This window comes from Pseudomonas sp. Lb2C2, assembly GCF_052112205.1.
Taxonomy (GTDB): Bacteria; Pseudomonadota; Gammaproteobacteria; order Pseudomonadales; family Pseudomonadaceae; genus Aquipseudomonas; species Aquipseudomonas kilonensis.
The window spans coordinates 810458-825441 of sequence record NZ_JAUTYW010000003.1 but is presented as its reverse complement, the minus strand read 5'-3'; the positions used below and the strand labels follow the sequence as shown (position 1 = coordinate 825441).

The following is a 14984-nucleotide window of genomic DNA, read 5'->3' as shown; positions in this document are numbered from 1 at the left end:
ATTGGGCCCGCCCAGACAACCCACCCCATCAGGCCTCATGCAACGGCACCCGCACCGACAGGGTCGTCCCCTCCCCCGGCTCACTCTCCAGGGACAACTGCCCGCCCATGATCAACACCCGCTCACGCATGCCGACCAGGCCAAAGGAGGTTGGCCGCCCCGTATCGGCAATAAATCCTACACCGTCGTCGCTGACCATCAGACACAATTCGTCGTCGTCCTGAACCAGCGTCAGCTCTACAGTATGCGCCTGGGCATGGCGCATCACATTGGTCAGCGCTTCCTGGAGAATCCGGAACAGGCCAATGGCCTTGGCGTCGCTCAGGGCCGGCAGGTTGTCCGGCACCTGCACCAGGCATGGGATCTGCGTACGCGCCTCGAAACGCCGGGCCTGCCATTCGATGGCCGAGGCAATGCCCGCATCCAGGATCGGCGGGCGCAAGGCCGTCGCCACGTCCCGCACCAGTTGGAACAACTGGGCAATCAAGCGCTTCATGCTGTTAAGCCGCTCATGCAGGCCCGGATCAAGTTGCGCGTAGGCCAATTCACACATGGACGTTTCAAGCTTCAGCACCGTCAGCATCTGACCCAGCTCATCGTGAACCTCCCGGGCGATGCGCGCCTTCTCCTCTTCGCGCACGCTTTCCAGGTGCGCCGACAACTCGCGCAACTGCTCCCGGGAGCTGGCCAGTTCCAGCTCGATGCGCTTGCTTTCGGTGATGTCCCAGACGATTCCGTCCCAAACGTAGGCGCCATCTTCCAGACGACGGGTGATCGCCTTGATCTCGGCCCAACGCTCCTGGCCTTCGCGGGTCAGGATGCGGCCCTGCCATGACCAATCACTGTCAGTGTCCAGCGCCTGGTCCTGGGTCCGATGGTAATCGGCCTTGTCCTGCGGGTGCACCAGGCTGCGCAGCCCGGTGTCGCTGCGGGCCAGGGTCGCGGGGGAATAACCCACCAGGCTTTCGCTGCCCTCGCTGATGTAGGCAAAGTCGATCTGGCCGGTCACCGGCGCCCGCTCCAGGCGAAAGACCAGGCCTGGCACATTGGCGGCGATGCCTTGCAACCGCGCTTCGCTTTCGCGCAACGCCGCCAGCGCACGTCGGCGTTCGGTCACGTCGTTGAGGTAGACCACCAGGTATTCGGCGTCGCGAAAACGCAGGAAGCTCAGGGAAACGTCAGCCGGCAGGATGCTGCCATCGGCTCGCACGCATTCGGTCTCGAAACTCTGCGGCCCGTCGTCACTGGCCCGGGCGCGCTTCCACAGGTTCAGCCAGCGATCCATGTGCAAGCCCGGCTCGAAGTCGATCAAAGGGCGGTCGATGATCGCGCCCGAGGCGTAGCCGAGCATGGTTTCAGCCGCTCGGTTGGCATAACGCACGTGGCTGTCCCAATTGACCCAGAGAATGCCGACCGTGCTTTGATCGATGGAAAACTGCGTCAGGCGCAAGGCTTCTTCGCTGGCAGCGCGCTGGACGATGTCCTCCCTCGCGGCTCGCAGACGGCGCTCCAGTGCGCGTTGCTGGCGGCGCTGCCAGAACACGATGGCAACGCTGCTGAGCAGCAGGACCAGAATCAACAAGGTCAGGTTCTGCCAGAAGCCCGGGGTCTCGGTCAGGCGTGGGTATTTTGGCTTGAGCCAACGGCTGTGCAGTTGCTCCAGATCCTTGGCCGGGATCGCCTGCAAACCGCTGTCGATGATCTCGGCCAATTCCGGCCAGTCCCGGCGCGTGGCAACCCTCAGCAACTGCGGCAGGCCAATGTCGCCCACTACCGCCAGCTCAGCGAATTCGGGCTCGACCATCAGCCGCCCGAGTTGTGCCTCGTCGACCACCGCGTATCGGGCCTGCTGGGTCAGCAATAATTGCAGGGCCTCGCGCTCCATCGGCACACCTTGCAGATTCAGCGTCGGGTAGTTGCTGCGCAAGTAATCGGCTATGGCGCTGGGCATGCGCACCGCGACCCGGGCCTGGGTGTCGAGTTTTTCCAACTCCACCCCTTCGGCCCCCTTCTGCGCGCCGACGATCAATTGCGGCACGCGCATATAGGGATCGGAAAACTGCCAGAGCTTGAGCCCGCCCGGGGATTGGGTCAGGCCCGGAGCAATGTCCACCTCCCCGGCGCGCACCGCGGCTTCCAGTTGCGTCACATCCTGGAAATTGCGCCAGGTCAGCTCGACGTTCAACGCCTTGCCCAGCCATTGCATCAACTCGACGTTGGTGCCGGACAAACGCTGCAAGCGCCGGTCGTATTGCGCATAGGGCGCCTGCAACACCAGGCCAACCCGCCATTGCGGATGTTGCACCAGCCATTGGCGCTGCCCTGCATTCAATTGCACCCCGTGCACCGACAGCGCGGGCGCGGCCCACGCCATCAAGGGAAGCCATAAACAGCCGATAACCCACAGGCAGCAAAAACGCATCATCGAAGTCTCATGCACTGACAAATACTGACCAACCCATTAGGCTGCCGGAAATACTTCTGGTCATGGAATATCCGATGCCCTCTGTTTATCGCCTGGCGTTGCCAGCATTGTGCCTGTCGCTGATCCTGCCAAGTGCCTTTTCTGTACTGGCCAGCGAAACGGCCCCCGCCGCCGAGCAACCTGCCGAAGAAAAACCCATCGAGCGCCAGCCTTTGCTCGAGCGTAGCCAGGAAGAAGCGAGCGCACTTGAACGAAAAGTCCCGGTCCAGGAACAGCAACAGTTGCAGACTGGCAGCGATACCTTCCTGGCGCTGTGGAAACCGGCCAACACCAGCGACCCCAAAGGTGCCGTCATCATAATCCCTGGCGCCGGCGAAACAGCTGACTGGCCTCAAGTCGTCGGCCCATTGCGTAAAAAGTTGCCCGATGTCGAATGGAGCAGCCTGAGTATCACCCTGCCGGACCTGCAAAGCGACGTCATTGCACCGCGCGTGGTAGAAGCGCCGCCCGAGACCAAGCCGGCCGACACCGCTGCCGCAGCACCGGACGCCACCACGGCGGCACCGATCGAACAGGTCGCAGGTGGCGAAGCCGATGCGGCAGACCCGGTCGTTGCCCAAACCGATGAAGAACACGCCAAGGCCGACGCCGAGCGCATCTTCGCCCGTATCGATGCAGCCCTGGCCTACGCCGAGCAGCAAAGCGCACGCCGCATCGTGCTGCTGGGCCATGGCACCGGCGCCTATTGGGCGGCACGTTACTTGAGTGAGAGGCAGCCCTCACAAGTCGAACGCTTCGTGATGGTGGCCGCCCAGCCCCCGGTTACCGCCAAGCCAGCCCTGGCCGAACTGACCCCGACCTTGAAACTGGCGACCGCCGACATTTTCTACATGGACAAGCCGCTGGATCGCAACGCGGCGCTGGAGCGCTTGCAGGCGAGCAAACGCTTGAAAGGCTCGACCTTCAGCCAGGTGTCCCTCAAAGCCCTGCCGAACCAGGCGGCGGAGCAAGAGCAGCTGTTTCGTCGGGTTCGGGGTTGGTTGAATCCGCAGAAGGTGGGGGAGTAAGGGCCGACTCACACCTCAAGTGAAGCACTGCAGTGGCAAGGGGATTTACCCCCTTGCCACATAAAGCTAACGAAAATCCCGCCGCTCGCGAATCAAGCGATAGGCGTTATGCAGCTCTCGGGTTTTGTCGGTGGCTTCACGCACCTGCAAGGGCGTTGCCCCGCTGCCGGCAATCTTGTCCGGGTGATGACGGCTGAGCAGGCGACGATAAGCGCGCTTGATCTGCGACGGTTCGCTGGTGGCCGAAACCCCCAGCAAGCGCATTGCTTCCTGGTAGGTCACGCCACTGTTGGGCCGCGACAGTTTCTGCGGCTCGTAATCGGACGCCAGCGCCTGGACCTGTTGCGGCGTCCAGCCCAGCCACCGGCCCCATTGAGTCACCAGTTCTCGCTCGGCGACACCGGCACGCCCATCGGCCCAGACCATCCGCCAACACGCGCGCAATACACCTTCAGCCGCATGGGGCTGGACGGCCAGGCGGCGCATGTAACCGCGCAAGCGATCGTTTCCGGACTTGCCCCGGTTGAACGCCGCGATCGCCCGGCGCTGCGCCGACTCGCTCAAGTCCAGCGCACGCATCTCCTGGCGAGCCTGCTGGATATGGCCATCGACCACACGCCCATCACTTTTCGCCAGCCGCCCGAGCAATACAAACAACAACTCATCGTTGCGCAACGCCGGGCGTCCACCCAGGCGCTCACGTACCTGCGCCCAGCCCTGCAGGTTCAGGCGCCGATCCAGCGCCTGTCCCAACAACGCCCCAAGCATGGCCCCCGGGATGCTGGCTATGGCAAAGCCCGCCCCGGCTCCAATCAGAGTCCCTGGCCACCACATATCAACCGCTCGCTTCTATCAAGGTTTCGACCTGCGCCAAACGTTCATGGGTGCCGACATCGACCCAATGCCCTTTGAGGTGCTCGCCACTGACGCGCCCCTCGGCCATGGCCGCGCGCAACAGCGGTGCGAGCTTGAACGCACCGTCCGAGCAACCGTCGAACAACCGCGGGTGCAGGACGGCAATGCCGCTATAGGTCAGGTTGTCGGCAGGCGCGAGCCTATCGTGAACCTTTCCGTCGACCAGGACGAAATCGCCGCCTGGGTGATGCTCGGGATTATCGACGAGCACCAGGTGCGCCAGCCCTTTTAGCGGCCTGCGCAACACGCTGAAATCGTAGTCGGTCCAGATATCGCCGTTCACCACCACAAACGCTTCATCGCCCAGCAACGGCAAGGCCCGGAAGATTCCACCGCCGGTTTCCAGCGGCTCGCCTTCGGGGGAAAACCGAATGTTCACGCCAAACCGTGAACCGTCCCCCAGGTGATCTTCGATCTGCTGACCGAGCCAGGCGTGATTGATCACGATCTCGGTGAACCCGGCCCGCGCCAGCGCCCGCAAGTGGTATTCGATCAAGGGAACACCACCGACGCGAATCAACGGCTTTGGCGTGGTAAGAGTCAAGGGCCGCATGCGTTCGCCCTTGCCCGCCGCCAGGATCATCGCCTTCATGCCGTTGCTCCGGCCGATTGCCGCAGGCTGCCCAGCAGTTCATCGAGCGGTGCCAGTTCCGGGCGACGGGCAATGACCGCTTCTATATAAGCAAAGAACCGCGGCACATCGCCGAGGTAGCGTGGTTTGCCATCACGATGGCAAATGCGCGCGAAGATCCCGATGACCTTGAGATGGCGCTGCACGCCCATCAAGTCGCTGGCCCGCAGGAAGTCCTCGAGATCCGGCTGGACGGGAATGCCGAGGGCGCCGGCCTGCTGCCAGTAATTCTCCAGCCAGCCGCGCACACGGGCTTCGGGCCAACTGAGGAAGGCATCCTTGAACAGGCAGGTCACGTCGTAGGTGACGGGGCCATAGACCGCATCCTGAAAGTCCAGCACACCGGGATTCGGCACGCTGAGCATCAGGTTGCGCGGCATGTAGTCGCGATGCACCAGCACTTTGGGCTGGGCCAGGGCGCTGTCGATCAACAGCTCGCTGACCTGCTGCCAGAGTTGCTGCTGGGCCGAATCCAATTCGATACCCAGCTCGCGCTTGACGTACCACTCGGGGAACAGTTCCAGCTCCCGGCGCAGCAACGCGACATCGTAGCTCGGCAACGGCGCAACCATCGGCAGTTGCTGGAAAGCCAACAAAGCTTGCAGGGCATCACGGAATAAATCGTCGGCATTTTCGCCGTTGATCACGTCCAGATAGGTCTGGTTGCCCAAGTCATTGAGCAAAAGAAAGCCGCGTTCGAGGTCTTCGGCATAAATTTTTGGCACGTTAATGCCGGATTTCGCCAGCAAAAAAGCAATATCCACGAAGGGTTTGCAGTTTTCCTGGGGCGGTGGCGCATCCATTACGATCAAACTGCGACCCTCGCCTTCCCAGCGGAAATAACGCCGGAAACTCGCGTCACTGCTGGCGGCGGTCAACGTGGCCGGGGGTACGGTGCCCCAGCCCTGTTGAGTGAAAAGGATCGGCAGTTGTTCATCGAGCCAAACTTTCAGGTGTTGCAAGCGTACATCTTGGTCGGGCATTGCAAGGGTCTCCGACGGCGCTAGAGCCGTCAAGCGGGTCATGCTTTATTATCCAGCATCTTGTGCGACACGCGTAGCGTGCCTCCAGCTTCGCGATGAGGAGTCATCGTGAAGGGTTCTTGCAAAGGAACCAACAGCCCGGCAGCCAATTCGGGAAACAAAACCGCCCAAGGAGTCCTTCGCTCAAAAAGACTCGTTGTCGCTGCGGCGCAATAGCGAACCCAAGACCACTTAGCGCTCGGAAGCGTGGTTATGGTCCGAATTTCGGACTGGGAGTGCTTACTTCAGTTCATCACATCGGCCTCACGGCCTTACTCTGACGGGAAGAATCCCCGCAGGGGTTCCTCCTTCTGCAAATAGGGGGAACATCACCCAGACAAGCCGTTTTCCTACGGTCCTTGTCCATTTCAACTGGAGACATGAGCGAAAGTTCTGTCTGTCATTGTCCAACTGTTGCAGTCACTGAACAGTAGCGGACTCGTTGTGCGACCAACGATAGCCTAGGAAGACATGCGTCACTGGTAACGGTGGGGTATGAAGCTCTTCCGACAATGTAGCCCCCGTCAGGGCGTGATCTTGCTGCGAGGCAAATCATGGATGCTCGGAGCAGTACCGGGTTGAGGCGCTAGGCTGACCGGCAAGGGCACCGTAAGTGAACTGCTGATAAACGCCGTAAGGATAACCATGCCCAAACTGCTGTCAGGCATGAACCAAAAGGTACGAGGCCAGATATTCCTGTGGGATGTGGGAATACGTCGCTGCACAAGCCTCCGGCGAAAAGGCAGGTCCTAAACCAGTCGTGTGACAGTCAGGGAACGTGGTAAGCCCGTATGGCTGCCTTCGGGCAGGTAAACCGCAAGGTGAACTGTTGGCTGTGCGGGTATGGGATCGCAGAGAAAGCGAACGCCGGGCTGTAATGGTTCGGATAGGGATTGGAACATTATCCCACGGGAAACCGGGCAGACTTCTGCGTGGTCTTTCGTCGCATGAATGCTGATTGAGCCTGTTTCAATGAACTTCGAGGTCCAGAAATACCGGACCTTCCAATAGTCCAACCCTGACGGGAGCGCCCCTCCCCATCAGGGGATGCGTACGTCTTTTGCTCAGGGTCATCTGAGAGGAAGGCAGCATGATAGAACACAGCCAAATGGCCGTGTCTGCGCCTTCCGACGTTCCGCAGCAATGGCACGACATCGACTGGTGTCGCGTTCAGCGGAACGTTCGGGCAATGCAGATACGGATTGCGAAGGCTTGTCGGGAAGGCAACTGGCGCAGGGTGAAAGCCTTGCAACGGATGCTGACCCGCTCACGCTCGGCCAGATACTTGGCCGTACGGCGAGTCACTGAAAACCAGGGTAAGCGCACGGCGGGAGTCGACCGCGTGCTCTGGGATACACCGGATGCCAAATGGAAAGCGGCAGATGGATTGAAGCGCCACGGGTATAAACCTCGGCCGCTACGGCGAGTGTTTATCCCAAAGTCGAATGGAAAGGAGCGCCCTTTGGGCATCCCGACCATGACTGACAGGGCAATGCAGGCGTTGTACTTGCTTGCTCTGGCGCCCATCGCAGAAACCACGGGTGATCCCAATAGCTACGGCTTCAGGATCGAACGCTCGACGGCGGATGCGATGGGGCAGTTGTTCGTTTGCCTGTCCAAGAGGCTATCGGCCAAATGGGTTTTGGAAGCGGACATCAAGGGCTGCTTTGACCATATCAACCACGACTGGCTGATCCACCACGTCCCTACGGACAAAATGGTTCTTCGCAAATGGTTGAAAGCAGGCGTGATCCATAAAGGCCAGCTTCAGGCAACGGATGCCGGTACACCTCAAGGCGGGATTATCTCGCCGACCCTGGCAAACATGGTGCTGGATGGCCTGGAAACACAGCTCAAGCGATATCTGGATCTGGGCGTGACACGGGCCAAGAAGCTGAAAATCAATGTAGTGCGATATGCGGACGATTTTGTGATCACTGGCGAATCGAAAGAGGTGCTCGATAGCGAAGTCAAACCTTGGGTGGAGCAGTTCCTCGCGGTGCGCGGATTGCAGTTATCCCCTGAGAAAACCCATGTCGTCCATATAGATGAAGGCTTTGACTTTCTGGGTTGGAATTTCCGCAAGTACGGCGGGAAGCTTCTGATCAAGCCGAGCAAGAAAAACGTGAAAGCGTTCTATCGCAAGGCCAAGGAGGTCATCAGCACCAACAAAGCGGTGACGCAAGAGGATCTGATCCGATTGCTGAACCCGATGCTGCGAGGCTGGGCGTTCTATCACCAGCCAGTAGTCGCCAAGAAGGCGTACAGCCGCATGGACTTTCAAATATTCCAAGCGCTATGGCGCTGGGCAAAACGGCGACACCCGAACAAAAACCTCGACTGGATCAGGAAGAAGTATTTCCAACTCATCGAGGGTCGAAACTGGGTGTTCTGCACCACGTTACTGACAGAGACTGGGGACAAAGAGGAGATCAGGCTATACACCCTTGAGGCTACGCCGATCGAGAGGCACAGAAAAATCAGCGGGGAGTACAACCCGTTCGATCCTTCGATGGAGGAAATGGGCGAGAAACTGCGGATGTCCCGGATGCTCGGGAAGCTGAAATACCGTAAACAAGTATCAAACCTGTTTCAATCGCAAAAAGGTCTGTGTTTACTGTGCAAGAACCCGATAACCAGGGAGACGGGGTGGCACGACCACCACATCATTTATCGCTCACAAGGCGGTGGTGACTCGCTAAGCAACCGGGTACTATTGCATCCCATTTGCCACCAGCAGCTTCATGCTCGTGGGCTAACAGTGAACAAACCGGCTCCCGATTTCGGGGGTTAAGTAGAGACTTGAGCCGTATGCGCTGAAAGGCGCACGTACGGTTTTTAGGGGGGAGCAGGCCAGAAATGGTCTGCTCCTACCCAACTTTCAGACCATCGAGAGGCGTGCGGCCCACACCGCGGGCAGATGGCACGCAGGAAGCCCGGACTAATAAGATGGCATTGAAATCCCCCGCGTTTCGTAAAAAATTTCCGTTGCTGGTCACCGGCAGTCTGCTGGCCCTGCAACCCCTGGCCTCTTCATTCGTCGTCGCGGCGCAGCAGTATGACTGCTCCGTCTCCGCTTCGGGTGCCTGGGACTGTGCGCCCAAGACACCGGCCGCCGCGTTGCCGCCGCGTCCCGTGCATGACGGCAGTGCGGTTTCCGACAGCGGCGCAGCTGCGGCCGACAGCAGCTCGGGCGAGGAAGCCGGCGAAAAGCCGATGCTCGTTACCGAAGCCAAGGGCCGTGGCCTGAAATCGCGCAGTGCAGACTACAGTCACCTGGATTGGGTTCCACGAGAGAACCTCACCCCGGCGCAATTGGCTGAAACCGGCCCTTACTGTGCGGGGGCCTATATCGAGCCGACGCGTCCTGGCATGAATGACAAGACCGCCAAGAGCGACGCCCCCACCTTCCTCGGCGCCAAGGCGTCACGCTATCAGCAGGAAGAACAGGTGGCGACCCTGGCCGGTGACGTGGTCATGCGCCAGGGCAGCATGCAGGTCGAGGCCGATGAGGCCAGCCTGTATCAGGCCGAGAATCGTGGCGAGCTGAGCGGCAATGTGCGGGTTCGCGACAACGGTGCGCTGATCGTCGGCGACCACGCCGATGTACAGCTGGACACCGGCGAAGCCAAGGTCGACAACGCCGAATACGTGATGCACAAGTCGCGCATCCGGGGTAACGCGCTGTACGCCAAGCGTGCCGAAAACGCGATCATCCGTCTCAAGGACGGTACGTACACCACGTGCGAACCGGGCAGCAACGCCTGGACGCTCAAGGGCAACAACATCACCCTGAACCCGGCCACCGGCTTCGGTACCGCGACCAACGTGACGCTGCGGGTCAAGGACTTCCCGGTCCTGTATACGCCGTACATTTATTTCCCGATCGACGACCGTCGCCAGTCCGGCTTCCTGCCGCCGACCATCGGCAGCAGCAGCGACACCGGTTTCCTGCTGGTCACCCCGTACTACTTCAACCTGGCGCCGAACTATGACGCCACGTTGTACCCGCGCTACATGGCCAAGCGCGGTCTGCTGATGGAAGGCGAGTTCCGCTACCTGACCAAGTCCAGCGAAGGTCAGTTCGGCGCGGCGTACCTCAACGACGAAGACGATGAGCGCAGCGGGCAGAGCGACTACGACAAGACCCGCTACATGTACAACTGGCAGCACAAGGGCGGCCTCGACTCGCGCGTGCTGACGGAAGTCGACTACACCAAGATCAGCGATCCGTACTACTTCCAGGATCTTGAAAGCGATCAGATTGGCGTCGAGTCCAGCGATTACGTCAATCAGCAAGGCGCTGTCAGCTATCGCGGCGACAACTACACGGCACGAGTGAACGCCCAGGCCTATCAGATGGCGACGATTTCGAAGATCACGCCCTACAACCGCTTGCCTCAGATCACCTTCATCGGTGAACTGCCGCAACATCCGTATGGCCTGGACTTCGCTTACAAGACAGAGCTGGTGCGGTTCGATCGTGATCTGCGGACCGGTGACTACACCGACGAAGACGGTAACTCCGAGGCGCGGCTGGACACCAACGTTCGCGGACTGGCGCGGGCTAACGGCACTCGCCTGAATCTGGCGCCTGTCATGAGCCTGCCGATGGAAGAGACTTACGGTTTCATTAAGCCTTCGCTTAAATACCAGTACACCCAATACGATCTGGACCTGGATGGCACTGGCAAATCCCAGATCGCCGCACAGTCCGCCGAGGCTGATCGTCTGCGCGGTACCTATAGCGGCAGCCAGAGTCGTGGCGTCCCAATCGCCAGCATCGATAGCGGCCTGTATTTCGACCGTGATACCCAGTGGTTCGGCACCAACTATCGCCAGACTCTGGAACCACGCCTGTTCTATCTCTACGTACCTGAGAAGGACCAGAGCGATATCCCTGTTTTCGACACCGGCGAATACACCTTCAGTTACTCTTCGCTGTTCCGCGACAATCGTTTCTCGGGCTCCGACCGTGTCGGCGACGAGAACAAGCTGTCGCTGGGCGTAACCAGCCGCTGGATCGAAGAAAATGGTTTCGAACGCCAGCGCATCAGCGTCGGCCAAGCCCTGTACTTCAAGGATCGCGAAGTACAGTTGCCGGGCATCGACTTCAGAACTCGCGAAGACGCCAAATCGGACGTATCGCCTTATGCCCTGGAGTACGAATACCGCTGGAACCGCGACTGGCGGACCACCGCTACCTACAACTGGGACCCGGACACACGCAGCCCCCGTTCGGGCAGCGCGATGTTCCACTACCAACCGGAAGACAACCCGAACAAGGTCATCAACGCGGGCTATCGCTATCGCAACGATCAGGTCCGTTACGACCAGACTACGGGGCAATGGTCCGTGGGCGGAGGCGACTACGGCACGCCAGGTACGCCTGGCTACGTGAAGGACTACTACAAGATCAAGCAGCACGACTTCTCGGTTATCTGGCCGATCGTGCCGCAGTGGAACGCGATCAGCCGCTGGCAGTATGACTACAACCGCAACCGTACCCTGGAAGCCTTTGGTGGTTTCGAATACGACAACTGCTGCTGGAAACTGCGCCTGATCAACCGTTACTGGGTCGACTATGAAGAGTTCAGTCAAGCCGCCCCGGAAAACGAAAAAGGCGACCACGGCATCTTCCTCCAAATTGTCCTGAAGGGACTCGGCGGCCTCACCGGCGCCAAGGTAGAGAGCTTCCTCGACAAAGGCATTCAAGGTTATCGTGAACGTGAAGACCAAGCTTTCTGATTGTCTGCGCCCGCTGATGCTGGGCGCGCTGTTCCTGGGTACCGCGGCGAACGCCGCGGTGCAGTCCATCGATAAGGTAGTGGCCATCGTCGACAACGACGTGGTCATGCAGAGCCAGTTGGACCAGCGCGTCCATGAAGTGCAGCAAACCATCGCCAAGCGCGGCGGTGGTCAGCCGCCACCAGGTGTACTGGACCAGCAGGTGCTCGAACGCCTGATCGTCGAAAACCTGCAGCTGCAGATCGGCGAACGTTCTGGTATTCGCATCACCGATGAAGAACTGAACCAGGCCGTCGGCACCATTGCCCAGCGCAATAACATGAGCATCGACCAGTTCCGTGCCGCCCTGGCTCGCGACGGCCTTTCCTACGAGGACGCCCGCGACCAGATCCGCCGCGAAATGGTCATCAGCCGTGTGCGCCAGCGCCGCGTGGCCGAACGCATTCAGGTATCGGAGCAGGAAGTGAAGAACTTCCTCGCCTCCGACCTGGGCAAGATGCAGCTTTCCGAAGAACTGCACTTGGCGAACATCCTGATTCCGACCCCGGAAAGCGCCAACTCCGAAGCGATCCAGAGCGCTTATCGCCAGGCGATGGATGTCTACCAGCAACTCAAGCAAGGCGCTGATTTCGGTCAGATGGCCATTGCCAAGTCAGGCAGCGACAACGCCTTGGAAGGCGGTGACATGGGCTGGCGCAAGCCCGCTCAACTGCCGCCTCCGTTCGACCGCGAACTGAGCGCCATGGCCGTGGGCGACATCACCCAGCCAGCGCGCACACCAGGCGGCTTCATCATCCTGAAAGTGCTGGAAAAGCGCGGTGGTGGAACCCAGGTCCGTGACGAAGTGCATGTTCGCCACATCCTGATCAAGCCAAGCGAGATTCGCAGCGAAGCCGAGACCAAGCGCCTGGCTGAGAAACTCTACGACCGCATCGAAGCGGGCGAAGACTTCGCTGAACTGGCGAAGAATTTCTCGGAAGACCCGGGGTCGGCCCTCAACGGCGGCGACCTGAACTGGGTTGACCCCAATGCACTGGTTCCAGAGTTCCGCCAGGTCATGGCCGACACGCCGCAAGGCCAGTTGTCCAAGCCGTTCAAGAGCCCTTATGGCTGGCACGTGCTGGAAGTCCTTGGCCGCCGCGCCACTGACAGCACCACCCAGGCTCGCGAACAGCAGGCGATGACCGTATTGCGCAACCGCAAATACGACGAAGAGCTGCAAACCTGGCTGCGTCAGATTCGCGACGAAGCCTACGTTGAAATCAAACTTCCTGGTGCAGACCAGGCAGCACAGTGAAACCCAAGCGTTTCGCGCTGACACCCGGCGAACCAGCCGGCATCGGTCCCGACCTGTGCCTGCTGCTCGCCTCGCAAGCCCAGCCACATCCCCTGATTGCCATCACCAGTCGCGACCTGCTCCTTGAGCGGGCCGCGCAGCTGGGGGTGATCGTCAACCTGTTACCCGTGACACCGCAGGCCTGGCCGGACGTCCCGGCGCCCGCCAACAGCCTGTATGTCTGGGATACCCCCCTGGGTGCTCCGGTCGTCACCGGGCAGTTGGACAAGGCCAACGCCGCGTTCGTCCTGCAAACCCTGACCCGCGCAGGCGAAGGCTGCCTGGACGGGTCGTTCGCAGGCATGATCACCGCACCGGTGCACAAGGGTGTGATCAACGAGTCCGGGATTGCCTTTTCCGGGCACACCGAATTCCTGGCGGACCTGACCCACACCGCGCAAGTGGTGATGATGCTCGCTACCCGTGGCCTGCGAGTGGCCCTGGTGACCACTCACCTGCCCTTGCGCGACATCGCCGACGCTATCACCCCGGAACGCCTGGAACGGGTCACGCGCATCCTGCACGCCGACCTCCAGGAAAAATTCGGCATCGCCCGGCCACGCATCCTCGTCTGTGGGCTCAATCCCCATGCCGGTGAAGGCGGACACCTGGGCCGTGAAGAAATCGACATCATCGAACCTACCTTGGAGCGCTTGCGCAGCGAGGGCATGGACCTGCGTGGCCCGCTGCCTGCCGACACTCTGTTTACCCCAAAATATCTGGAGCACTGCGACGCAGTGCTGGCGATGTACCACGACCAGGGCCTGCCCGTGCTGAAGTACAAAGGCTTCGGCGCGGCAGTCAACGTGACGCTGGGCCTGCCGATCATCCGCACCTCCGTGGACCATGGCACCGCCCTGGACCTGGCCGGCAGCGGCAAGATCGATAGCGGCAGCCTGCAAGTCGCGCTGGAAACCGCCTACCAGATGGCCGAGACCCATTTATGACCGAGCAATACCAACACCGCGCGCGCAAGCGCTTCGGCCAGAATTTCCTGCATGACGCCGGCGTGATCGATCGCATCCTGCGCTCCATCCGGGCCAAGCCAGACGATCGCCTGCTGGAAATCGGCCCGGGCCAGGGCGCCCTGACCGAGGGCCTGCTCGACAGCGGCGCGCAACTGGACGTGGTGGAACTGGACAAGGATCTGGTCCCGATCCTCAACCAGCAGTTCGCCGGCAGGAGCAATTTCAGCCTGCACCAGGGCGACGCGCTGAAGTTCGACTTCAATAGCCTGAGCGCCGCGCCGAACAGCCTGCGCGTGGTGGGAAACCTGCCGTACAACATCTCCACGCCGCTGATCTTCCACCTGCTGAGCAATGCCGGCCTGATCCGCGACATGCACTTCATGCTGCAAAAGGAAGTGGTCGAGCGCCTCGCCGCCGGCCCTGGCGGCGGCGATTGGGGCCGCTTGTCGATCATGGTCCAGTACCATTGCCGGGTCGAACACCTGTTCAACGTCGGCCCGGGTGCATTCAACCCGCCGCCGAAAGTCGACTCGGCCATCGTCCGCCTGGTACCCCATGCCGTCCTGCCGCACCCGGCCAAGGATCACCGCCTGCTGGAGCGGGTGGTGCGCGAAGCGTTCAACCAGCGCCGCAAGACGCTGCGCAACACCTTGAAGCTGCTGCTCAGCAGCGCTGAAATCGAAGCCGCTGGCGTCGATGGCAGCCTGCGCCCCGAGCAGTTGGACCTGGCCGCTTTCGTGCGCCTGGCCGACAAGCTCAGCGAACAGATCGCCCCGCAAGTCGACGCCAACTGAACGGATGACGATGGCTATCGGGCAGTACGCCAGTCTGGTCTACTACCCGATACTTGGCCTAGACTGATCTTCTGAGCC

Annotated in this window: 10 protein-coding genes; 6 read left to right on the top strand and 4 right to left on the bottom strand. The window is 60.7% G+C overall.

From position 1 onward, the window contains the following. Nucleotides 1-28 precede the first annotated feature (28 nt). On the bottom strand, nt 29-2425 hold the full coding sequence (locus Q7F16_RS11975; RefSeq protein ID WP_409555833.1) for a PAS domain-containing sensor histidine kinase: 2397 nt from the start codon (nt 2423-2425) through the stop codon (nt 29-31). Nucleotides 2426-2499: 74 nt separating this feature from the next. Here Q7F16_RS11975 and Q7F16_RS11970 point away from each other — a divergent pair, with 74 nt between their 5' ends. Then, nucleotides 2500-3492 (top strand): alpha/beta hydrolase family protein, encoded by a 993-nt coding sequence (locus tag Q7F16_RS11970; RefSeq protein WP_186652104.1) that lies wholly within the window; start codon nt 2500-2502, stop codon nt 3490-3492. 66 nt (nt 3493-3558) lie between these two features. Here the strand turns inward: Q7F16_RS11970 and Q7F16_RS11965 are convergent, their stop codons facing one another. Genes Q7F16_RS11965 through Q7F16_RS11955 form a run of 3 tightly spaced genes read right to left on the bottom strand, consistent with a single transcriptional unit; the run spans nt 3559 to nt 6021 of the window. Beyond that, on the bottom strand, nt 3559-4326 hold the full coding sequence (locus Q7F16_RS11965) for a TerB family tellurite resistance protein (protein WP_041476175.1): 768 nt from the start codon (nt 4324-4326) through the stop codon (nt 3559-3561). A 1-nt stretch (nt 4327) separates the two neighbouring features. After that, nucleotides 4328-4999, bottom strand: a complete 672-nt coding sequence (murU, locus tag Q7F16_RS11960) for an N-acetylmuramate alpha-1-phosphate uridylyltransferase MurU (RefSeq protein ID WP_046064561.1) — start codon at nt 4997-4999, stop codon at nt 4328-4330. Then, entirely contained in the window at nt 4996-6021 is a 1026-nt protein-coding gene (locus tag Q7F16_RS11955; protein WP_409555832.1) for an aminoglycoside phosphotransferase family protein, read from the bottom strand. The genes murU and Q7F16_RS11955 overlap by 4 nt, the downstream gene beginning before the upstream one ends. 1129 nt (nt 6022-7150) lie before the next feature. On the opposite strand from Q7F16_RS11955, the gene ltrA reads away from it, so the two are divergent. The 5 genes from ltrA (at nt 7151) to rsmA (ending at nt 14906) form a co-directional block, all read left to right on the top strand. Next, nucleotides 7151-8854, top strand: a complete 1704-nt coding sequence (gene ltrA / locus Q7F16_RS11950; RefSeq protein WP_409555831.1) for a group II intron reverse transcriptase/maturase — start codon at nt 7151-7153, stop codon at nt 8852-8854. A gap of 155 nt (nt 8855-9009) precedes the next feature. Then, nucleotides 9010-11808 carry an LPS-assembly protein LptD gene (locus Q7F16_RS11945; RefSeq protein WP_046064558.1) on the top strand — a complete coding sequence of 933 codons (2799 nt, stop codon included), beginning with the start codon at nt 9010-9012 and terminating at the stop codon, nt 11806-11808. Continuing rightward, nucleotides 11789-13105: a peptidylprolyl isomerase SurA gene (gene surA, locus Q7F16_RS11940; RefSeq protein ID WP_152667581.1), complete on the top strand. Its 1317-nt coding sequence runs from the start codon at nt 11789-11791 to the stop codon at nt 13103-13105. The genes Q7F16_RS11945 and surA overlap by 20 nt, the downstream gene beginning before the upstream one ends. Beyond that, nucleotides 13102-14091, top strand: a complete 990-nt coding sequence (gene pdxA, locus Q7F16_RS11935) for a 4-hydroxythreonine-4-phosphate dehydrogenase PdxA (RefSeq protein ID WP_079302816.1) — start codon at nt 13102-13104, stop codon at nt 14089-14091. Before surA ends, pdxA begins: the two co-directional genes overlap by 4 nt. Further along, nucleotides 14088-14906 (top strand): 16S rRNA (adenine(1518)-N(6)/adenine(1519)-N(6))-dimethyltransferase RsmA, encoded by an 819-nt coding sequence (rsmA, locus tag Q7F16_RS11930; protein ID WP_409555830.1) that lies wholly within the window; start codon nt 14088-14090, stop codon nt 14904-14906. Before pdxA ends, rsmA begins: the two co-directional genes overlap by 4 nt. The last annotated feature ends 78 nt before the right edge of the window (nt 14907-14984 follow it).